Here is a 19748-nt window from a genome sequence, read left to right as displayed (position 1 = left end):
GGCCGCGGTCAGTTCGAGACGAAATAGGCATCGGAGAAGCCCTGCTTCTTCACTTTCGCGAGAAGCCGGTCCTTCTCGGACGCGCTGCCCGCCGGACCGGCGATGACGCGGTAGAACGACTTGCCGCTGGCCGACTGGGTCTTCACCGTGACCGTCATTCCGGCCTTGCGCAGGGCGGCGGCGGTCTCCTCGGCGTTCGTCTCGACGCTGAAGATGCCGATCTGGACATAGGGCCGGTCGACCTTCGACGCGGGCGGCGCGGCCGGAGCTGTCGCCGCAGGGGCCGGGGCTGTGGCCACGGCCGAGGTGGCGTCGTCGCCGATGGCGGCGTCGGCGGGCGGCGTGCCGCCCGGCGGCGTGTCGAGCGACAGCGCCTCGATCTCCGAAGGCTCGGGCAGGGGGGCGTCGCCGGCGGCCGCCGCGGAGTCCGGCGTCTCGGCCACTTCCTCGCGCCGCAGCGCGACCACGTTCAGCTTCGCGGGGGCCCCGGCCAGCATCCCGAGCGCCTCGGCCGCATCGGATGACACCTGGAGCGCGGGCCCCGGCGTCTCGCGCTCGCGGCGGAACAGGGCGCCGACGACGAACTTGCCGTTCGCCTCGTTGCGGATGATGACCCGCTCGGGGTCCTTCACGTCGGCATAGGCGACCCAGACGCCGCCGAGCGAGGGACGGCCGTCCCAGAGGCCGGTCTCGGACAGCTGGAACACCTCCGGGGCCTCGATGTCGCGCTCGACCAGCCGGGTGCTGCGCGGTGCCTCGGAGGATCCGGCCTCGGAATCGCCGGGCTTCTTCAGAAACCCCGGCCCCGCGCCGTCCTGACAGCCCGCGGCCAGGGCCACCAGACCCGAAAGCATGGCCAGTCTCACCAGATGTCCTGTCATCGGTTGCCCCCAATGGTGGCGCGGTCGTTGCCCCGCCCTTCGTGCCGGTCACCGGCCTTGCTGCTCGTCCCGAGCGCCTCCCACAGGGACGCGCCCGCCGCACTCTAGCGGCAGGCGGGCCGCAATGAAAGTGGCGGGATCGACACCGGCGAGATTGTGTCCCCCGCTTGCGACCCAGCCCGGCGCCGCCCGTCTCCGTCCTTCTCCCGCGGCGCCCGCGTCCGCACTCCCGCCGCGCCCCCGCGCGCGCGCTTCGTCACCAGCGCCCCCGGCACTCCCCCTCCGTCATCGGCCCGGGACCCGCCCCTGCGGCACACCTTCCCGAATCGCTCGTGCAGGGTTAACCCGCTCGGACCGGAGGAGTGGCAGAGTGGTCGATTGCAACGGTCTTGAAAACCGTCGTGCGTGAAAGCGTACCGTGGGTTCGAATCCCACCTCCTCCGCCACTTGCCCTCGCGAAAGCGTTCTCCCGATCCGGCTGCGGCCGGATTTTTCCGTTGTTTTTGAGGGTTATGCGGGTGGGGCTGAGCACTGGCCCCGGTAGGCGGTGGCCCGGAAGCGTTCTCTCGGGGCCGATATTCTCCAGACCTGTTGCCTGCGCCGATTTGGTAAATAGCTTACAAGGCACTGGTATTGCGATGTTTTTCCGAGGCCGCCCTGAACACTTCGACGCCGGTGGCGTTCGGCGTGATGGAACAGAAATCGAACTTAGGATCGGAGCAAAGGAAGCCAAAGTCGTCAGGCAGGCAAAGCAATCCGCCCTTGCCGTGACTCCCGGCGTGGCGAACTCGGGCAAATCCTGCTCGAAGTGGACGCGGTGAGGAACGCTTGGCAACCCGCCGGGTCTGGGAGCCAACGATACGGTGGAGTATCTCTACCCGCGCGGTCCTCCGATCTGCGCTCTTCTTGACTGCAAAGGCTGCAAACATATCGCGCCGCGCTCATCTCGTGTTTACCGGGTCGAGCCAAGCTGCCATCATTGGAACATGAGCCTGATAAGATCAAAGAAACGAGTTGCCGATCATGGCGAAGTGTTCACGCCGCCATGGCTGGTCGATGCCATGCTGGACCTTGTCAAAGACGAGACGGACAGAATTGACTCGCGTTTTCTGGAACCGGCCTGCGGAAGTGGCAATTTTTTGGTTCGCGTTCTACAACGAAAGCTTGCCGCCGTCGAAATCAAGTTCGGGAAATCTGATTTCGAGAAGAGGCATTATGCCCTTCTAGGCTTAATGTGCATCTACGGAATTGAACTGCTCGAAGACAACGTCGCCGAGTGTCGTGCAAACCTGATCGAGATATTTTCGGATTATATCGGTGTGGACAAATCGGACGACTTGTATCGCGCCGCATCGTTTGTGCTGTCGCGCAACCTCCTCCATGGTGACGCGGTCACGATGCGAAGGCATGACAGTGAGCCGATCACATTCGCCGAATGGGGCTATATCGGCAGGGGCAAGTTCCAGCGGCGCGACTTCCGCCTGGACGTCCTTACCGGCTCATCGAGGTTCAGCGCGGAGGGATCGTTGTTCGCGCATCTCGGCAAGCATGAGCTCTTCACCCCGATCAGGACCTACCCGCCGATGACGGTCCGCGACCTCGCCGCTGGCTGCGGTGGCACGCCGATGGAGGCCGCATGAGCATACAGGCTGGCTTTGCCCTTCGCGGGCGCAATCCCGACGTGCTGACCTGCATCGCGAACCTGTCGAACGACGAGGTCTTCACGCCACCCGAGTTCGCGAACCGGATGCTTGATACACTCGCGGAGGCCTGGGCGGCAGGGCACGGCGGCGCGAACATCTGGGCCGACCGGAATGTGAAGTTTCTGGACCCCTTCACCAAGTCCGGCGTGTTCCTTCGCGAAATCACCGTCCGCCTCACCGCGGGGCTGGCCGACGAGATCCCGGACCTTCAGGAACGCGTTGACCATATCCTCTCGCAGCAGGTGTTCGGCATCGGCATTACCCGACTGACCGCCATGTTGGCGCGACGCAGCGTCTATTGCTCGAAGCATGCCAATGGCGCGCACTCGGTGACCACGCGCTTCAACAGTGAAGCTGGAAACATCTGGTTCGAGCGCACCGAACACACTTGGGCCGACGGAAAATGCAAGTTCTGCGGCGCCAGCCAGGCATCGCTCGACCGGGGCGAGGGACTCGAGACCCACGCCTACGCATTCATTCATACCGACAACATCAAGACTCGGGTTGCCGAGCTCTTTGGAGGCGACATGCACTTCGACGTGATCATCGGAAATCCACCATATCAGCTGGACGATGGTGGGCACGGAACCAGCGCTGCCCCGATTTACCAGAAGTTCGTCGAGCAGGCTAAGAACCTCGAACCTCGCTACCTGACCATGGTTATCCCATCGCGCTGGTTTTCTGGAGGCAAAGGCCTCGACGATTTTCGCGAGTCTATGCTGAAGGATGATCGCCTTCGCTCGATTGATGATTTCCTGAGCGCCGCGGACGTGTTCCCGGGCGTGGGCCTGAAAGGCGGTGTCTGCTATTTCCTGTGGGACCAAGAGAACCGCGGCCCTTGTCGGGTCGCCACTCATTTCAAGGATTGGCCAGTTTCGGAGGCCACGCGGCCCTTGCTCGAAGATGGCGCCGAGATATTTATTCGTTACAACGAAGGCGTTTCCATTCTTAAAAAAGTCGTTTCGCGCGAGACTGGACAGGACAAGGTCTTGTCATTGCCAGAGGCGCAGCGCTTTGGACGGCTCGTGAGCTCCCGAAAGCCGTTTGGACTCGAGACCAAATTCAAAGGCAACGCAAAGAAGCAATCTGCTGATGATTTGATGGTCCACCAGAATGGTGGCGTCGGCTATACGCCACGAAGTGCAATCACAACAGGTCTTGGACTGATCGGCGCATGGAAGCTCTTCGTAGGTTATGCGGCACCTGGTACAGGAAATAGGGACACCTATCCGCACCGGATCATCAGCACGCCGTTCATCGGCAAGCCGGACTCTATCTCTTCCGAAACCTACCTTTGCATTGGCCCGTTCGACACCAAGGAGCAGGCGGAAAGCGCGCTTTCCTACCTTTCGTGCCGCCTTACGCGCTTCCTGATCCTGCTACACAAGTCCTCTCAGCACGTGACCCGTTACGTCTATTCTTTCGTGCCAGTTCAAGACTGGACTCGGGTGTGGACCGACGAAGCTCTGTATGCCCACTACGGCCTGTCTGAAGACGAGATCGCCTTCGTCGAGAAGATCGTCCGCCCCATGGAAGTGGCGAGCGATCTGTTGGGCGACGTCTCGGTGGACGACGGCGACGATGCATAAGCCCACCATCGACGCAATCCTCGCCCCGAAGCCTGAAGCCCGCCCCCGCATCTACGCCTATTCCATCGCCGACGATGCGCACGCCGGTCTCCTCAAGATCGGGCAGACAACGCGCGATGTGAAGCTGCGCGTCGCCGAGCAGCTCAGGACGGCAACCATCAAGAACTACCGCATCGAGTTGGACGAACCCGCCGAGCGGGACGACGGCACAGTCTTCACCGACCACGAGGTGCGCGCCGCCCTTGCCCGCAAGGGGTTTGCGGACAGCGAACTGGAGTGGGTGCGCTGCACGCTGAGCGACGTGAAGACCGTCCTGACCGAGCTGCGGACAGGCAAGAAGTTCAGCGGCAACCATCACCTGACGTTCCCGATGCGCCGGGAGCAGGCCGAGGCGGTGGACATGACCCACGGCTATTTCATGTCCCGCTGGGCGGAGGATATGCACGCAGTGCCGCGGTTCCTCTGGAACGCCAAGATGCGGTTCGGCAAGACCTTCACGACCTACCAACTGGCGAAGAAGCTCGGCGCCAAGCGGGTGCTCGTGGTGACATTCAAGCCTGCAGTTGAGGATGCGTGGCAGACGGATCTAGAGAGCCACGTCGATTTCGACGGTTGGCAGTACCTGTCGAAAAACTCCGGAGGCGACCCAACCCAGATCAATCGTTCCAAGCCCGTCGTCTATTTCGGCTCGTTCCAGGACCTCCTCGGCCGCGATGCAGCAGGGAACATCAAGGCGAAGAACGAGTGGCTCCACCAAGTGAACTGGGACCTCGTCGTGTTCGACGAGTACCATTTCGGTGCCTGGCGGGAGACCGCGAAAGAACTGTTCGAGGGCGAGGAAGAGGCGGTCGCCAAGAAGGAGGCCAAGCTGGAATATGATCCCGGCCTCGACGGCGTGAACGAAGATCTCAACGTTCTTTCCAACGACGAGGCCGAGTTCCTGCCGATCACGACGCGGGCATACCTCTATCTGTCCGGAACGCCGTTCAAGGCGCTCGCGACCGGCGAGTTCATCGAGGAACAGATCTTCAATTGGACTTACACGGACGAGCAACGCGCCAAAGCGGACTTCGCTGCCAAGCATCCGGACAAATGGAACCCCTATGGCGCACTGCCGCAGATGAGGCTCCTGACATACCAGATGCCCGATGAACTCCTGGCAATCGCGAGCGCCGAGGAGTTCGACGAGTTCGATCTGAACGAGTTCTTCTCCGCGACCGGAGTCGGGACAGGCGCTCAGTTCAAGCACAAGGACGATGTACAGAAGTGGCTCGACATAATCCGCGGCCAATACGCACCGCGAGCTGTCGAAAGCCTCAAGACAGCCACTCGGCCGCCATTCCCGTACTCGGATGTGCGCTTGCTGCCATACCTACAGCACTCGTTCTGGTTTTTGCCCAATGTGGCGGCGTGTCACGCGATGGCGAACCTGTTGGCTGAGAAGCACAACACCTTCTGGCAAGACTACGACGTCATTGTCTCTGCCGGTGCTTCGGCAGGGATCGGCCTAGATGCGCTGCCGCCAGTACGCAAAGCGATCGGGAGCGGCTTTGACACAAAGACCATCACCCTGTCCTGCGGCAAACTAACGACCGGCGTGACCGTGCCGCAGTGGTCCTCGATCATGATGCTCCGCAACCTGAAATCGCCGGAGACTTACTTCCAGGCGGCGTTTCGCGTTCAGTCTCCGTGGTCCATCAAAAACCCAAATGGCGACAATCCCAACGAGGAAGAGATCCTAAAGCCGATCTGCTTCGTGTTCGACTTTGCGCCGACGAGGGCGCTGCGTCAGCTGTCCGAGTACGGGATCGGTCTTGCCCCGAACGAGCCCAACCCCGAGAACGCCGTTAAGGACCTCGTGTCGTTTCTGCCGGTGCTGGCCTACGACGGCGCGAACATGACGCAAATCGATGCGGGTGGTATCCTCGACATCGCGATGGCCGGGACCTCGGCAACGCTGCTCGCGCGCAAATGGGAAAGCGCGATGCTGGTGAACGTGGACAACGAAACCCTTCGTCGCGTCCTCGACAACCCCGAAGCGATGGCAGCGGTGGAACGCATCGAGGGTTGGCGTTCGCTGGGTGACAACATCATCAAGACGATCATCAACAAGAGCGAGAAGGTCAAGGAATTCAAGAACAAGGCCAAGAACGGTGGCCTCACCGAAAAGGAGAAAAAAGAACTTACTGCAGAGGAAAAGGAATACAAGTCCAAGCGGAAGCTTGTTCAGGAAAAGCTGATCAAGTTTGCCACGCGAATTCCAGCATTCATGTACCTGACCGATTTCCGCGAAAACACACTGCAAGACGTGATCACCAAGCTCGAGCCGGACCTGTTTCTGACCGTCACGGGACTGACGGTGAAAGATTTCCACCTGCTCGTGCGCCTCAAGGTGTTCAACACCGAGCAAATGAACCAGGCGGTCTTCGCTTTCCGGCGCTACGAGGACGCCTCTCTGCGCTACACGGGCATCGAGAGCCATAGAGGACTGACGCACTATGGGCTCTACGACACCGTGGTAGCCAGAGAAAGCAGCATCCTCGGTGACCCAGACGACGATCCCAATACAGATGATCCCGGTCCCATGATCCGTGACGGCCAGTAGGTGTGACATGACGGAAGAAGAAAAACACGAAGCAAGAAAACAACGTCTGGAACAAAAAAGCGCCGTTACGATGCGACTGAGCGAAACAACGCGATTTGTTGCCTTCGGAATTATTGCGTGGGTTTTTGCTGTGCAATCATCCGATGCAGAGTTCTCAAAGTCATATATATCAGAGTATGAAATTTGGGTGAACGCAGCAGGTGTGCTAGCAATTTTTTCGATCGCAAGCGACTACTTCCAATACCTGTCAGCTTACGTTTCTGTGAAGCACGCTCTGACTAGAAAAGGCGAGGGGTATCAATACAACAAAAATCACCCCGCCTACTTGTTGCAACTAACTTTCTTTATCATAAAACAGATCGCTGTTGGCCTTGGCGCAGTAATCGTGGCACTTACTTTCACTATCCACGTAGTTCAGCACTAGCGGTGAAATAAGCTGCCGCCATGAACGCGGTCTCGCGTTTCGAAGACCTCCTTGATCCGCGCTATCAAAGCTGCCGGATCGGTGCGCTGGGACTGGTACTGGTAGGTGGAACGGTCGTACCGGAGACCCGGCGCTGACTTTCCCACACCGACGGAAATGGCTCCTGCATTCGCGCCAGCGTCGCCTCTGGTCCCTGCTTCCCGTCCAGAATCGCCTCCACGATGTCGGGCGCAAGCAGCGTCAACCGCAGGACGCGCGTCAAATAGGACGGCGCGATGCCCTCCCGCTCGGCCAGTTCAGTGATGGTGGCGAACTCGCCCGACTCCAGCATCCGCTTCCATCGGAACGCGCGAGCCAGTGCCTTGACGAGCGTGTTGTCCGTTCGCCGCGGTTGCGCGGCGCCCTCCGGCAGCTGCATCTCCTTCCGCCCGCCGCGCTTCACGACGCGGAACGGTACACGGAGCGTCACAGTTTCCGGGATCGGCGTGCTGCGGTTCATGCGGCCGCCTCGATGCCGCCGGCCAGCATCTCGCGCGCGAGGCTGCCGAGGCCATCAACACGAAGCCGGACGTTCAGCTCGTCCGTGCCGATGTCCACGCGCTCGACCAACAGCGCCACGATGCGGGCCTGCTCTGCGGGGAAGAGTTCGTCCCATAGCGGATCGAGTTGCTGCAGAGCAGTCCGGGCGTCGGCCTCCGTGATGTCGCCTGCGTGGCCGCGTGCCGCCTTCCACGTGCCTGCCACGATCTCGGGCTGGCGGAACACGGTGCGGAGCTGGTCGATGACCGCCGCCTCGATCTCGCCCGCTGGCACGCGGCCCACCAGGCAAGATCCTGCGCCATGCTTCAGCACCGTCTGGCTGACGTAGTAGCGATAGAGCCTGCCACCCTTGCGTGTGTGTGTCGGCGAGAACGCGGCGCCATCCGGCCCGAACAGCAGCCCCTTCAGCAGCGCCGGAGTTTCAGCGCGGGTGCGCGCGGCGCGCTTTCGGGGGCTCTCCTTCAGGATGGCGTGGACCCGGTCCCATGTCTCTCGGTCGATGATGGCATCGTGCTCGCCGGGGTAGCTTTCACCCTTGAACGGCGCCTCCCCGAGATAGGTCCGATTGCCCAGCATCCGGTAGATGGCCTTCTTGTCGAGCGGCCCGCTGCTGCGGTTGCGGATGCCCCTGGCGGCGGCCTCCCGGGCCAGCACCGTGCCCGAGCCCAGTTCGACGAAGCGCGCGAAGATCCACCGGGCGTGCGCGGCGGCTTCCTCGTCGATCACCAGCTTGCGGTCCTCGACGCGGTAGCCGAAGGGCGGGACACCTCCCATCCAGATGCCCCGCCTGCGGCTGGCGGCGATCTTGTCGCGGATGCGTTCCGCCGTCACCTCCCTTTCGAACTGGGCGAAGCTGAGCAGGATGTTCAGCGTAAGCCGGCCCATGGACGTTGTCGTGTTGAAGCTCTGCGTCACCGAGACGAAGGTCACGCCGTTCCGGTCGAACACCTCGACCAGCTTGGCGAAGTCCGCCAGCGAGCGGCTGAGGCGGTCGATCTTGTAGACCACGACGACATCGACCAAACCATCCTCGATGTCCTCCAGAAGGCGCTGCAGGGCAGGGCGCTCCAGCGTGCCGCCCGAGATGCCGCCGTCGTCATACTGGTCGCGGACCAGCACCCAGCCTTCGGAGCGCTGGCTGGCGATGTACGCCTCGCAGGCTTCCCGCTGGGCGTGGAGGCTGTTGAACTCCTGCTCCAGCCCTTCCTCGGAGGACTTGCGGGTGTAGACGGCGCAGCGGCGCTTGAGCTTCACCTCCGCCATCACCGGCCTCCCTGTCGCTTGAGGCCAAAGAACACGAGCCCGTTCCAGCGCGTGCCGGTGATCGCGCGCGCGATGGCCGACAGCGACCTGTAAGGCCGCCCCTGCCATTCGAAGCCATCGGCGGTGACGGTGACGACATGCTCGACGCCCTGCCATTCGCGCAGGAGCCGCGTACCGGTGATCGGGCGGTCGCGACCGGCATGCACGCTGCGCTTCTTCCGGTCGCCGCCGTCCAGCTCCTCACCGAGCCGTTCCAGCCGCCGGATCGTCTCGGGCTTCAGCCCGCCGTAGGCCAGTTCCTGGATCCGGTAGGCGAGCCGGGACTCGAGGTAGCGGCGGTTGAAGGGTGGCGGCTCGTTGTCGAACAGCTCACGCCACTGGGTCTTCAGCTGCGGCGTCGGCGTGGTCTTCAGGGCGGCCAGGCGGGCGGGGATGGTGTCGGTCATGCGGTTCTCCGGTCGGTTGGAGTTGCATGACCGCTCCGGTGCCCGGGAGAGTGAAGCGAACTTTCTCCAGTGCCGCCGGATAGTTCGCTTGACTGCCTCATCCTCAGCCGCACCAGCCCCACGGCCAGAAGACGGCAGAGTTCGGCGCGGCGTTCGAGCGGGGTCATCGCGGATGCGGGGATGGGATTGGGGCCAGAGATCGACATACCAACCTCTACTCACCGGACCCGAAAAGTGTCTCATCCGCGCAGATCGATGCCATGGTTGGCAGGCCGCGCCCATGAGGCTGCAGGGCTTCGAGCCAGAAAGAATCGAATTGGCTTAATGGCTTGGGATATCCCGCAATGAAAATTGTCTTCGAGCATCTTGACCAGAGGATTTCCACTCCCGATCTCGGCTTCACCGTATTCAGGAGAAATCATAATTTGAAAGGAATTCGCCATGGTGGCGAAGGTGAAGAAGTTTGTCAGCCGAGAATTCGTCAATACCGTCGATCTATGCTTGTTCAGGCGTTTCCTGGAAGAATTCAAAGATCTGGGTGGCATTGCCTGGGACGATCTTCGGGAGCCGGAAAAGAGCAAGAGGAACCGGCTTTTCGAACAGTTCCAGCGCTCGGAAAACCTGAGTAACCTCCTGCACCTGGCACTACACCATGCAAAGATACTTGCCAGTGATGCCGGGACGAGAAAACTGGTGCAGTTGGCGGACGCTTGCGGCATCCGTCTGGCGCCTCTGGAATCTGCAGACAATTCCTTGTCCGATCCACTGGACAGACGTTCACTCGCCCTTCTAGCTTACATCCATCATCGCCGCATCTTCGATTGTGCCGTCGATCAGACCATCCTTTGGACGGTAAGCCGACCGACCGAGTGCCGCGGAGCCCGAGCTGGAGTCTTGAGTCGCCATGACGACATGGTCTGGAAGGAAGCCTTCCGAGCCGCGGTCTCGGACTACTTCAATCAGAAGTATTGCGGGCGGTATTGCGATGTCCGGTGGCATATCGATGGGGACGAGGTCGACATCATCGTCAGCCACGGCAAAACTGCCCGGACGCTGAATGTCGAGGAAGGCGGAAAGGAGTGTTCCAAGGCGGTCCGGGAAATTGCCGAAGACACGATCCGGTATTCCGAACGTAACGGGTGGATCAAGATCGGAACGGGATCTGACCGAGACGCGAAGAAACTGATCGAACTGTTCGCGGAGTACCTGATCGGGGACAAGGCGTTTTTCGCAGAATATCGATCGGAAACGCTCTATACCCTTGTGCCCGTGCAAGAAATGGGATCGGACTTCAGGTTCCGCTACGACTGGCATCCCGCGATCACGGACGTCCGGTGCCGCGAACTCACGCTCGACGATGACGGGCTGATCGGTCGGCGGAGGCGGCGTTCGCCCTGGAGCCTGATCGTGAGGGACGATGTTGATGCACTTGCCCGCGCAAAAGCGATAGGATTCAAATTGCGTCAGTCAGGACTAGGCATTCGCTCGATGAAGATCGATGTCGATATCCGTGAGGGCTCACGGGAGATCACCTTGCCGGTCTGCATCCAGCCGCCAGGCCTCGCGATCTTCCAGGATCATGCCCACGAAGACCTCATATTCGAACTTCTCGAACGCAACGGGCTACGTCGTGCAATTTTCCCTGATCCTTCAGCTGTTGCAGCTCAGTGACCATCGACCGCTTGGCAGCTTCGCCCGCTCGGATCTGGACTTCGCGGACGACCATGCGTTTCGGGACCTCCTGAACACGGGCGTTCTGCTGGAACGCCGCGCCCGTGACATGATCGATGGGGCAGCGGTGCTGCGGATGGATGGCAGGGTTGTGCTGGTCCCCCTGGACCCCGACGAGGATGCCTGCGAGATCGATCCGGAAGACTTGCGTCTGTTCGAGATCGATCATCTCGCCCTCGCGGGTGCGCTTCGCAGGTCGATCGGGCTGCACGGATCCCAGGTCCGTGCGGTATCGAGAGACCTGATCTGGGTCGGGTCACGGTTGATCGGGGGGCAACGCGAGGCTGTCTTCCTGGGCCTGAAGAGATCGGTCGCGGACCTTCTGACGATGCTCGGACAGACCAGGGTGAACGACCCGGCGCCAGCCATCACGATCCTCACGCCAACGGACTGGGATGTCCCGGCCGACATCCCGGGCCACTACGAACACCACGGCGCCCGGATCGCGGTGCTTGGGGAGATGGCGATCAACGGGGACCGCATTCTCCTGCCTGCCTTCGACCTTCGCCACGGTACCCCGCCGCGGCTGATCATTGATCGCGGTGGACATACCGCCCGTCTGGATGGTGAGAGACTTGACCTGCCGCGCCGGGAGTTCGCAGTCCTCGCCGCTCTTGGCGCGGAAGCATCGAGCGATGCCGGGTGTGTCACTCACGACCGGCTCCTGGATGCAATCGAACATGCCACTGGCACGACTGACCGCTATCCCGATCAGCTCACGAACGCCGTGAGCAAACTGAGAGATGTCCTCGTCGACAGGACCCTGATCAAGACACACAGGGGACAGGGCTATCGGCTCAACCTCGAACCTTCGGCCATATCCTGTGAAGGATAGGTTCGCGATAGGTTCGGATAGGTTCGGGACAGGTTCGATGCCCGCATAGGCTGCAGTCTTTCTCCATCGCCGCAACGCATGGAGAAACCCGGCAATGACCCCCGAGCACCTGAACATCATCCTGTCCGAGACCCTTCAGGGGGCGCACCGATTGCGGCGGCGTCTCGACCTGCCTCCGGCCGACCTCGACGACGTGGCCCAGGATCTGCGTCTCGATCTGATCCGGCGGCTGCCGAAGTACGACCGGTCCCTCGGCGCCCTCGGGCCGTTTGCGGGTACGGTGATCCGAAACCGATCCTCGCGCATCGCCACGCGCATCCGTTCCGCCCGGCGCCGCACCTGCGGTCCGATCGCATCTCTGGATGAGGGTATGCGAGGAGCGCACCTGGAAGCGGTGGTGCCGGAGAAAGCGGGCCTGTGGGCGGTCCCGGACCTCGGCGAGATGTCCGAGCGACGCCTGGTCGTGTCCTCGGTGCTGTCACACCTCGACGACGAGGATCTGGACCTTTGCATCGCACTGGCGTCTGCCTCGGTGACCGATCTGGTGCGGAGCGGGCGGTATTCACGGTCGACGCTCTACCGGCGTGCCGCGCGCCTGCGCTGCACGTTCGCGGCATGGGGTCTTTCCGACCGGGGGGCTCTGTGATGGACCGGCACCCCGCACGACATGCCCGCATCCACCCTGCGCGCCAGACCGCCCTGACCGACATCGAGTTCTGCATCTGGGCGGGCGATGCACTTCCCGGCGAGCAGAAGACCTATCACATCGGCTTCCTGTCGATCGATTGCTGCCAGCCATCAACGATACTGGGCGCCACGGAGCACGCGAGGATCAACGGCCTTGCCCGGAGCGCGCGGTGGGCCTTCGAGATGGGGCTTGTCCACCTGGTTCAGCGCCGTCTCGGACCCAACCACTTTGCCTACATCGCCATCGCGCGTCCGAAGCCGCGAGCACGGCGCGTCGACCTTGCCGATCTCCTCGCCGTTCAGGAGGCCGCGTGATGGTTTATCAGTCCAGCACGATAAAGCGTCACCGGGCCACCCGGGCCGAAATGGCAGAGCGGGAGGCTTTCCTGGTGGACTATGCCCTCGCACACGGCCCGATGACAGTCCGTGGCCTCTATTACCAGGCGGAGGTCGCCGGGCTGCCGGGGATCGAGAAGACGGAGAACGGCTACCGGAAGGTGCAGTCGCAGGCCCTGCGGCTTCGTCAGGCCCAGCGTCTGCCCTATTCTGCCATCGCGGATGCGACGCGCTACATGCGCAAGCCTTCGACCCACGACGGCTGGGAGGCGGCGCTGGCCGAAACGGCCCGGCTTTACCGCAAGAGCCTCTGGGTGAACCAGCGTGTGACGGTCGAGGTCTGGCTGGAGAAGTCCGCGCTCGCCGGGGTTCTATACCCGGTCACCGCGGAGTACGACGTGCCGCTGATGTGCACGGGCGGGTTCACATCGGAGACCTTCGCGCACGAGGCGGTCGCAGGCATGGAGGGCGCCCATCAGCAGCTGGTGATCCTCGCGCTCTACGACTTCGATCGGGCAGGGCAGGATGCCTGCCGGTCCTTGCGCGAGAAAGTCTACCGCTTTGCCGCCGACTACGGTGTCGATGTCGCCTTCGAACAGCTCGGTCTGACCTCTGGCCAGGTTGAGGCGATGGCCTTGCCGGTGCGGCTTCCAAAACGAAAGTCTCCGGCAGATCGCCGCTGGCCACATGCCGTTGCCGCGGAGCTTGACGCGGTGCCCCCGGACGATCTGCGCGCAATGGTGCGTTCCGCCATCGAGAAGCGGCTGCCCACGGCCGAACTCGAAAACCTCAAGCTGATCGAGGCCGCGGAGCGCGACACGCTGCAGCAGTTCCTGGAGGGCTTCTCATGAGCGGCGGGGACGAGATGCACGTGTTCCTGACCCAGCACGAACTGGCGGCGCGCTGGAGGATTGCCGACCGCACGCTGGAGCGGTGGCGCGCCGAGCGCTACGGCCCGGCTTGGATCACCATCGGCGGTTCGATCCGATATCGCATGTCGGACGTGCTGGCCTTCGAGGCCGCGCACCGCAAGCGCCCGTAGCGATGGACGGGGGACGCAAGCAAGGCGACCCCTGCAGCAACCGGAAGACCGACAGGGTGGCCAGCGGCCGCCCCGCTGGTGCTGGGCACGTCATCTACGGGGATGCCGCCCTGCAACTGCTCGACCACGGCTACGAGCCGATCCCTCTGAAGCCGGGGCAGAAGGTTCCGGCGCTGAGCCGATGGAGCAGCGTGGCCATCGACGAGAGCACCGTGGAGGGCTGGTGCGTTACCCATGGCACTTCTGGCATCGGCTTGCGGACCGGGGCCCTCGTGGCGGTGGACATCGACAGTCTCGATCCCGACCGGGCGCACGCGGTGCAGGCCCTTGCAATCCGCCGGTTCGGCGCGACGCTGATGCGGGTCGGGCAATGGCCGAAGCGGCTGCTGCTCTATCGGACCGAGGTGCCGTTCACCAAGATGAAGGTCGGCGAGGTCGAGATCCTCGGGCGGGGACAGCAGTTCGTGGCCTTCGGCATCCATCCCGGGACGCAGCGTCCCTACGGCTGGCCGAACGGCGAGACGCCGCTGGAGGTCCCGCTGGACGCGTTGCCTGTCATCAACCGGGAGGCCGCAGCCGCCTTCCTGGCCGAGACCGGTCCGGCCGAGCCTCTTCGGACCGGGCCCCGACGTTGCGGCGGTGGTGGCGGCAGCAAGGGGACAGGCAGTCCCGTTCGCGACGTCGAAGGTCGGGTCATCGACGGCCGCGACGACTGGCTCAGCAGGATCGCCTTCCATGCCGTCCACGACGCCCTCGACGTCGGTGAGGCCCTCGACCCATCGCGGCTCGCCGATCGGGTCTGGTCCCGCTTCACGGAGACGGCGGACCTCACTCGGCCGCGACAGGATGGCGGTGCGGCCTACGACCTTGCCGATGCGCTGCGCAAGGTTCGGGACAAGCTGCGGCTGGCCGGGCAGAGGCGTCTGCCGAACCGGGGCGGGGATGTGCCCGAGCCCGCGTTCCAGGTGCCGGATCAGTCCGTGGAGGCGGCGCGGAGCGCGCTCGCAGACGTCGTGGCCCGGTTCTGCGAGGAGGTGCTGGCCTGGCACGGCGGGTCCGCCGCGCAGCCGCCGATGCTGGGCATCCTGGCGACGGTCGGCCTCGGCAAGTCCCATGCTTCGCGGGAGCAGCTGCTGGCGCTCGCCGCCGTTCTCCGGGCGCGGGGCCTGCCACACCGCATGCTCGTGTTCACCGCGTCCCACGCGCTGGCCGAGGAAACCGCCGCGGCGTGGACGGCGGCGAGCGCCAGCGTCGCCGTCCTGCGCGGCTACGAGCGGAAGGACCCGGCCACCGGCGTGCCCCTCTGTAAGGACCTGGAGGCGGTCCGGGCATCTCTCGCCGCGGGCCTGAAGGTCCGCGACAGTGCCTGCAGCGCAAGCGATGACAGCCGCTGTCAGCACTTCGCGACCTGCCTGAAGCAGCAGAACTTGCGCGACGTTGCGGCGGCGGACGTGGTCGTGGCGCCCTACGACGCGCTGTTCTCGGGCCTCGCCTTCGAGCGGGATGACGTGGCACTGCTGCTGATCGACGAGGGCTGCTGGGCGCGCGCGATCGAGCGCCGCCAGGACATTTGCGTCGAAGATCTGGCAAGCGAGTCTGTGGCGGGCATGGGCGGGGATCGCATCGGCCGAGGGCCTGTCGGCGCGATGGCGGACCTCGTGGTGTGGCGCACAAGGCTTGCAGCGGCTCTGGCGGCAAACGGGCCCGGCCCGGTGTCCCGCTCGGCCTTGGTCGGGGCGGGGCTGTCCGCGGAAACGTGCAGGGATGCCGCCGGACTTGAGCGGTGGCGCTTGCAGGACACCGGTCTGGCGCCCGGACTGAAAGGGAATGCACGGCAGGCGGCACTCTCCATGGCCGTGGCGAACGCGCGCATCCTGTCGCTGGCATCGCTCTGGCAGGCTCTGGCGCGGTTCCTGTCCGCGTCGGGGTCGCACAGCGGGCAGCTGCGGATCGGCGAGCCCGACGGCACGGGGCGTCATCCTGTCCATCTCTCCCGGGTCCAGGAGCTTCACGACAGCCTGCGCGGCAAGCCGATCCTGCACCTCGACGCCACGATGCGACCCGATCTCGTGCACACGGTTCTGCCGCGGCTCGACATCGCGAGGATCGAGGCCGCCGCACCGCACATGCAGGTCCGCCAGGTCGCGGGCAGCTTCGGCAAGTCGATGCTCTGCCCGGCACCGGGCCTCGAACCGGACGAGGTGGCGCGCCGTGCGAACCGGCTGCAGGAATGCGTGGACTACGTGCACTGGCACGCCCGCCGGGTGTCGCCGGGCAGGGTGCTGGTCGTGACCTACCAGTCGATCGAGCAGGCCTTCGCGGGGATCCCGAACGTGGAGACGGCCCACTTCAACGCTGTGGCCGGACTCGACCGCTACAAGGACGTGGCGCTGCTGATCGTCATCGGCCGGCCCCTGGCACCGAGCCGCGAACTGGAGGCCCTGGTTGGCGCGTACTTCGGGCATGTTCCGGAGGGCCGTTACCGCAAGGACCTCGCGGGGATCCGAATGACTTCGGGGCAGACCCGCGGCCTTGTTGTCCTCCGCCACGAGGATGACCTGGCCGAAACCCTTCGCGCGGCGATCTGCGACGACGAACTGATCCAGGTGATTGGCCGTGGCCGCGGCGTCAACCGTACAGCGCAGGACCCGCTTGAGGTACACGTGCTCGCAGACGTGGCGCTGCCGCTCGCCATCGACCGGCTCACCGCCTGGGACGTCGAGCGCCCGGACGTGGTGCAGCGGATGCTGCTGGCTGGCATCGCAGTGGACAGTCCGGCAGATGCGGCGGCGTTGCATCCCGAACTCTTTTCCGATGAGAAGCAGGCCCAGAAGGCGTTTGAGCGGGCGGTATTTAAGCGACAAAACCCTATGTATACTTCTTATAGGGAAATGTCGCTTAAATCGGCTGCCTACCGACGTGCCGGGCGTGGCCGGTCATGGCAGCGGGCCTGGTGGATCGAGGGCGCTGCCGAGGAGGTTCGTGCTCGGCTGCAGCATGTGCTGGGGGAGCTGGCGGAATGGCGAGCGGGATGCCAGTAGTTTCGACCGGGCGGGAGCGGACGTTTGGGTGGAGTGCAGCAAAGGTGGGGACGGAGTCCGAAGGGACTGGATCAAGCGAGAGCTAAGTTGGTGTTTGGGTATGCATAGGCAACGCTCATTGCCTTGGCCAGTTGCCTGAAAAAGCTGTAGGGTAAGAGCGCATTCCATTGACGCGGCAGGAGGAGCGTAACGATGCCAATTCCTACTGGGCCTACTCAAGTATGTCGTGACTGTCGGAGGGACCTCCCGATATCGAAGTTTAGCCGTGCGGGTCGGAAAGACGGTTTTCGGCGTCCAGAATGCCGACAATGCCAGCATGCCCGAAGTAAACAAATAAATCCCAATTACCAATATACTGAAGGTTCGGTCGCGGCCCGGGCGGCACACACGATGACGCCTGGAGAGGTTTCCAAGATCAAGACTGAGAAGATAAGGTCTCAAAACGGCGAGTGCGTCTACTGTACGGCCAAAATTACTGTATCAACCTGCCATCTCGATCACCGTACACCTCTTGCAAGAGGAGGGACAAATGAGAGAGGGAATCTGCAAGCACTTTGCGCACCATGCAATTCCGAGAAGCACTCGAAAACTCACGAAGAATATATCGTTTGGCTAGTGGCATTTGGTCAAAGCGCTGCGCGAGATCGAAGTGGCGAGATCTAATACCAAAGTCATTGGGCTGCTAGCAAAAGATATTTTCCACGCAATCTATTTTATGCGTTTTGGCGGCGCGGCACCATCGTCAGCATAGTCCGCTACCCAGACGGTCGTGCCTGCCGTAGTGAACCTCGGCTTCCCTTCCTTCCCGCCCCACGACCCCCCAGATGCGGAGGAGCGCGAGCAGCCATGGCAACACTGCCTTTGGTCCTGCCTTCCCCGCACGCCCACGCGTCAGCCCCCAATCCGCTTGCGTCAGGACGGTTAGGACCGTTTCCCCGGAATTGTCGTCCCATGTCGGTTCGTGGCGAATAATGTCGAACTGACAGGCACTTGGCCGATCTGCTATGATTCCAGAAAGGCCCGAGGACGGGCGGCAATGGCGAAGGCGGGGTCATGGCGAAGCGGACGGCAGAGGCGTTCGAAGGGGACGAGATCGCGGGGGCGCGGTCGATCGAGCAGCGGCCGGTGGCCGAACTGATCCCCTACGCGCGGAACGCCCGGACGCATTCGGAGGCGCAGGTGGCGCTGATCGCGGGTTCGATCCGGGAGTTCGGCTTCAACAACCCGGTGCTGGTGGACGGGGCGAACGGGATCATCGCCGGGCACGGGCGGGTGCTGGCGGCGCGGAAGCTCGGGCTCGACCGCGTGCCGGTGATCGAGCTTGGGCACCTGACGGAGGCGCAGAAGCGGGCCTACATCCTGGCCGACAACCGGCTGGCGGAGCAGGCGGGCTGGGACCGGGAGCTGCTGGCGCTGGAGCTTGGCGATCTCGCCGACCTCGGTGTCGAGCTTCCGGACCTCGGGTTCGAGGCGGCCGAGATCGACGCGCTGCTGAACGCCGGGGCGGCGGATCCGCGGGAGGAGGACACGCCCGAGCCCCCGGTCGACCCGGTGAGCCAGCCCGGGGACCTGTGGCACCTCGGCCCCCACCGGCTGCTCTGCGGCGATGCCACCGATCCGGCGGCGGTGGCGCGGGTGCTCGATGGCGTGACGCCGACGCTGATGGTGACCGATCCGCCCTACGGCGTGAACTACGATCCCGCCTGGCGCAACCGGGCCGGAGCCTCGGAGACGAAGCGGACCGGCAAGGTGCGGAACGACGACCGGGCGGACTGGCGCGAGGCCTGGGCGCTGTTCCCGGGCGACGTCGCCTATGTCTGGCACGGCGCGCTGCATGCGGGCACGGTGGCCGACAGTCTCGCGGCGACGGGCTTCGGGATCCGCTCGCAGATCATCTGGGCGAAGGAGCGACTGGTGCTCTCGCGCGGGCATTATCACTGGATGCACGAGCCGTGCTGGTACGCTGTGCGCGAAGGGCGCAAGGGGCACTGGAGCGGGGACCGGACGCAGACGACGCTCTGGACTATCCCGAGCCGGGACCAGGACGCCACGACGGTGCACGGCACGCAGAAGCCGGTGGAGTGCATGCGCCGCCCGATGCTGAACAACACGAGCCCGGGGCAGGCGGTCTACGAGCCCTTCTGCGGCTCCGGCTCGGCGCTGATCGCGGCCGAGACCACGGGGCGGGTGTGCCACGCTGTGGAGCTCGATCCGGCCTATGTCGACGTGGCGGTGCTGCGCTGGCAGGCGTTCACGGGCAGACAGGCTGTGCTGGAGGGCAGCGGCGAGCCCTTCGACGCGGTGGCCGGGGCCCGGAAGGCGGTGGCGGCATGAGCCAGGGCCGGGGCATGTCGGCGGTGGAGGCGACTGCGAACGTGGTCGTCGGCTGGGTCGCGGCCGTCCTCGTCCAGATCATGGTGTTTCCGGCAGTCGGGCTGCACGCGCCTGCCTGGCAGCACGTCACGATCAGCGCCGTGTTCACCGCGATCTCCTTCGCGCGCAGCTATGTCCTGCGGCGCATCTTCGCGAGGCTGGGCTGATGGCACGCCCGTTCAAGACCCTCACCCCGGCGCAGGTCGGCGAGGTCGAGACCCTGGCGGCGGTCCTGACCACGGAGCAGATGGC

18 protein-coding genes and 1 tRNA gene are annotated in these 19748 nt (G+C 63.8%); 15 read left to right on the top strand and 4 right to left on the bottom strand.

Translation table 11 applies throughout. The annotated features are described in order from the left end of the window. Window positions 1-8 precede the first annotated feature (8 nt). The gene (locus tag A7B20_RS12090; RefSeq protein WP_342747260.1) at window positions 9-866 is read right to left on the bottom strand and encodes an SPOR domain-containing protein; all 858 of its coding nucleotides are present in this window, start codon (window positions 864-866) and stop codon (window positions 9-11) included. A gap of 371 nt (window positions 867-1237) precedes the next feature. Here A7B20_RS12090 and A7B20_RS12085 point away from each other — a divergent pair. The 5 genes from A7B20_RS12085 to A7B20_RS21290 all read left to right on the top strand — a co-directional run bounded on the left by A7B20_RS12085 (window position 1238) and on the right by A7B20_RS21290 (window position 7202). After that, window positions 1238-1327, top strand: a tRNA-Ser gene (locus tag A7B20_RS12085). 417 nt (window positions 1328-1744) lie between these two features. Next, entirely contained in the window at window positions 1745-2521 is a 777-nt protein-coding gene (locus A7B20_RS12080) for an N-6 DNA methylase (RefSeq protein WP_216641202.1), read from the top strand. Continuing rightward, a complete protein-coding gene (locus tag A7B20_RS12075) occupies window positions 2518-4173 on the top strand; it encodes an Eco57I restriction-modification methylase domain-containing protein (protein ID WP_102108837.1) in 1656 nt (551 codons plus the stop codon). Before A7B20_RS12080 ends, A7B20_RS12075 begins: the two co-directional genes overlap by 4 nt. Beyond that, window positions 4166-6778 (top strand): DEAD/DEAH box helicase family protein, encoded by a 2613-nt coding sequence (locus tag A7B20_RS12070; protein ID WP_216641201.1) that lies wholly within the window; start codon window positions 4166-4168, stop codon window positions 6776-6778. Before A7B20_RS12075 ends, A7B20_RS12070 begins: the two co-directional genes overlap by 8 nt. A 7-nt stretch (window positions 6779-6785) precedes the next feature. Continuing rightward, on the top strand, window positions 6786-7202 hold the full coding sequence (locus A7B20_RS21290) for a hypothetical protein (RefSeq protein ID WP_157937674.1): 417 nt from the start codon (window positions 6786-6788) through the stop codon (window positions 7200-7202). Between the two features lie 64 nt (window positions 7203-7266). Here A7B20_RS21290 and A7B20_RS12065 read toward each other — a convergent pair whose 3' ends face one another. From A7B20_RS12065 to A7B20_RS12055, 3 genes are read right to left on the bottom strand one after another with little or no spacing between them, the layout of a single operon-like run. Further along, window positions 7267-7701, bottom strand: a complete 435-nt coding sequence (locus A7B20_RS12065) for a hypothetical protein (protein WP_102108836.1) — start codon at window positions 7699-7701, stop codon at window positions 7267-7269. Then, window positions 7698-9005, bottom strand: a complete 1308-nt coding sequence (locus A7B20_RS12060; protein WP_102108835.1) for a recombinase family protein — start codon at window positions 9003-9005, stop codon at window positions 7698-7700. The genes A7B20_RS12065 and A7B20_RS12060 overlap by 4 nt, the downstream gene beginning before the upstream one ends. Then, window positions 9005-9451 carry a DUF2924 domain-containing protein gene (locus A7B20_RS12055; RefSeq protein ID WP_102108834.1) on the bottom strand — a complete coding sequence of 149 codons (447 nt, stop codon included), beginning with the start codon at window positions 9449-9451 and terminating at the stop codon, window positions 9005-9007. Before A7B20_RS12055 ends, A7B20_RS12060 begins: the two co-directional genes overlap by 1 nt. Before the next feature lie 441 nt (window positions 9452-9892). On the opposite strand from A7B20_RS12055, the gene A7B20_RS21285 reads away from it, so the two are divergent. The 10 genes from A7B20_RS21285 (at window position 9893) to A7B20_RS12005 (ending at window position 19663) form a co-directional block, all read left to right on the top strand. Next, window positions 9893-11122 (top strand): hypothetical protein, encoded by a 1230-nt coding sequence (locus A7B20_RS21285; protein WP_157937673.1) that lies wholly within the window; start codon window positions 9893-9895, stop codon window positions 11120-11122. Next, window positions 11082-12017, top strand: coding sequence for a winged helix-turn-helix domain-containing protein (locus A7B20_RS12045; protein WP_172961008.1), 936 nt, complete (start codon window positions 11082-11084; stop codon window positions 12015-12017). Before A7B20_RS21285 ends, A7B20_RS12045 begins: the two co-directional genes overlap by 41 nt. A gap of 94 nt (window positions 12018-12111) precedes the next feature. Continuing rightward, window positions 12112-12663, top strand: coding sequence for a sigma factor (locus A7B20_RS12040; RefSeq protein ID WP_102108832.1), 552 nt, complete (start codon window positions 12112-12114; stop codon window positions 12661-12663). Continuing rightward, the gene (locus A7B20_RS12035; protein ID WP_102108831.1) at window positions 12663-13019 is read left to right on the top strand and encodes a hypothetical protein; all 357 of its coding nucleotides are present in this window, start codon (window positions 12663-12665) and stop codon (window positions 13017-13019) included. Before A7B20_RS12040 ends, A7B20_RS12035 begins: the two co-directional genes overlap by 1 nt. After that, window positions 13019-13891 carry a hypothetical protein gene (locus A7B20_RS12030; protein ID WP_245866860.1) on the top strand — a complete coding sequence of 291 codons (873 nt, stop codon included), beginning with the start codon at window positions 13019-13021 and terminating at the stop codon, window positions 13889-13891. Before A7B20_RS12035 ends, A7B20_RS12030 begins: the two co-directional genes overlap by 1 nt. Continuing rightward, window positions 13888-14082, top strand: coding sequence for a helix-turn-helix transcriptional regulator (locus A7B20_RS12025; protein ID WP_102108830.1), 195 nt, complete (start codon window positions 13888-13890; stop codon window positions 14080-14082). Before A7B20_RS12030 ends, A7B20_RS12025 begins: the two co-directional genes overlap by 4 nt. A gap of 56 nt (window positions 14083-14138) precedes the next feature. After that, window positions 14139-17123 (top strand): bifunctional DNA primase/polymerase, encoded by a 2985-nt coding sequence (locus A7B20_RS12020; RefSeq protein ID WP_245866856.1) that lies wholly within the window; start codon window positions 14139-14141, stop codon window positions 17121-17123. A gap of 192 nt (window positions 17124-17315) precedes the next feature. Continuing rightward, entirely contained in the window at window positions 17316-17786 is a 471-nt protein-coding gene (locus A7B20_RS21815) for an HNH endonuclease (RefSeq protein ID WP_102108828.1), read from the top strand. Window positions 17787-18176: 390 nt separating this feature from the next. Beyond that, window positions 18177-19457 carry a site-specific DNA-methyltransferase gene (locus A7B20_RS12010; protein ID WP_102108827.1) on the top strand — a complete coding sequence of 427 codons (1281 nt, stop codon included), beginning with the start codon at window positions 18177-18179 and terminating at the stop codon, window positions 19455-19457. Next, on the top strand, window positions 19454-19663 hold the full coding sequence (locus tag A7B20_RS12005; protein ID WP_102108826.1) for a DUF7220 family protein: 210 nt from the start codon (window positions 19454-19456) through the stop codon (window positions 19661-19663). The genes A7B20_RS12010 and A7B20_RS12005 overlap by 4 nt, the downstream gene beginning before the upstream one ends. Window positions 19664-19748 lie beyond the last annotated feature (85 nt).

The organism is Oceaniglobus roseus (assembly GCF_002869745.1).
Classification (GTDB): Bacteria; Pseudomonadota; Alphaproteobacteria; order Rhodobacterales; family Rhodobacteraceae; genus Oceaniglobus; species Oceaniglobus roseus.
Note: the sequence above shows the minus strand (reverse complement) of the source record. Positions and strands in the feature narration are given on the sequence as shown.

Excerpts from the sequence above, each read along its gene's own strand:
- A7B20_RS12075 (WP_102108837.1), top strand. The coding sequence starts at position 2,518 with ATGAGCATACAGGCTGGCTTTGCCCTTCGCGGGCGCAATCCCGACGTG.
- A7B20_RS12070 (WP_216641201.1), top strand. The coding sequence starts at position 4,166 with ATGCATAAGCCCACCATCGACGCAATCCTCGCCCCGAAGCCTGAAGCC.
- A7B20_RS21290 (WP_157937674.1), top strand. The coding sequence starts at position 6,786 with ATGACGGAAGAAGAAAAACACGAAGCAAGAAAACAACGTCTGGAACAA.
- A7B20_RS12065 (WP_102108836.1), bottom strand. The coding sequence starts at position 7,701 with ATGAACCGCAGCACGCCGATCCCGGAAACTGTGACGCTCCGTGTACCG.
- A7B20_RS12060 (WP_102108835.1), bottom strand. The coding sequence starts at position 9,005 with ATGGCGGAGGTGAAGCTCAAGCGCCGCTGCGCCGTCTACACCCGCAAG.
- A7B20_RS12055 (WP_102108834.1), bottom strand. The coding sequence starts at position 9,451 with ATGACCGACACCATCCCCGCCCGCCTGGCCGCCCTGAAGACCACGCCG.
- A7B20_RS21285 (WP_157937673.1), top strand. The coding sequence starts at position 9,893 with ATGGTGGCGAAGGTGAAGAAGTTTGTCAGCCGAGAATTCGTCAATACC.
- A7B20_RS12040 (WP_102108832.1), top strand. The coding sequence starts at position 12,112 with ATGACCCCCGAGCACCTGAACATCATCCTGTCCGAGACCCTTCAGGGG.
- A7B20_RS12035 (WP_102108831.1), top strand. The coding sequence starts at position 12,663 with ATGGACCGGCACCCCGCACGACATGCCCGCATCCACCCTGCGCGCCAG.
- A7B20_RS12030 (WP_245866860.1), top strand. The coding sequence starts at position 13,019 with ATGGTTTATCAGTCCAGCACGATAAAGCGTCACCGGGCCACCCGGGCC.
- A7B20_RS12025 (WP_102108830.1), top strand. The coding sequence starts at position 13,888 with ATGAGCGGCGGGGACGAGATGCACGTGTTCCTGACCCAGCACGAACTG.
- A7B20_RS21815 (WP_102108828.1), top strand. The coding sequence starts at position 17,316 with ATGCCAATTCCTACTGGGCCTACTCAAGTATGTCGTGACTGTCGGAGG.
- A7B20_RS12010 (WP_102108827.1), top strand. The coding sequence starts at position 18,177 with ATGGCGAAGCGGACGGCAGAGGCGTTCGAAGGGGACGAGATCGCGGGG.
- A7B20_RS12005 (WP_102108826.1), top strand. The coding sequence starts at position 19,454 with ATGAGCCAGGGCCGGGGCATGTCGGCGGTGGAGGCGACTGCGAACGTG.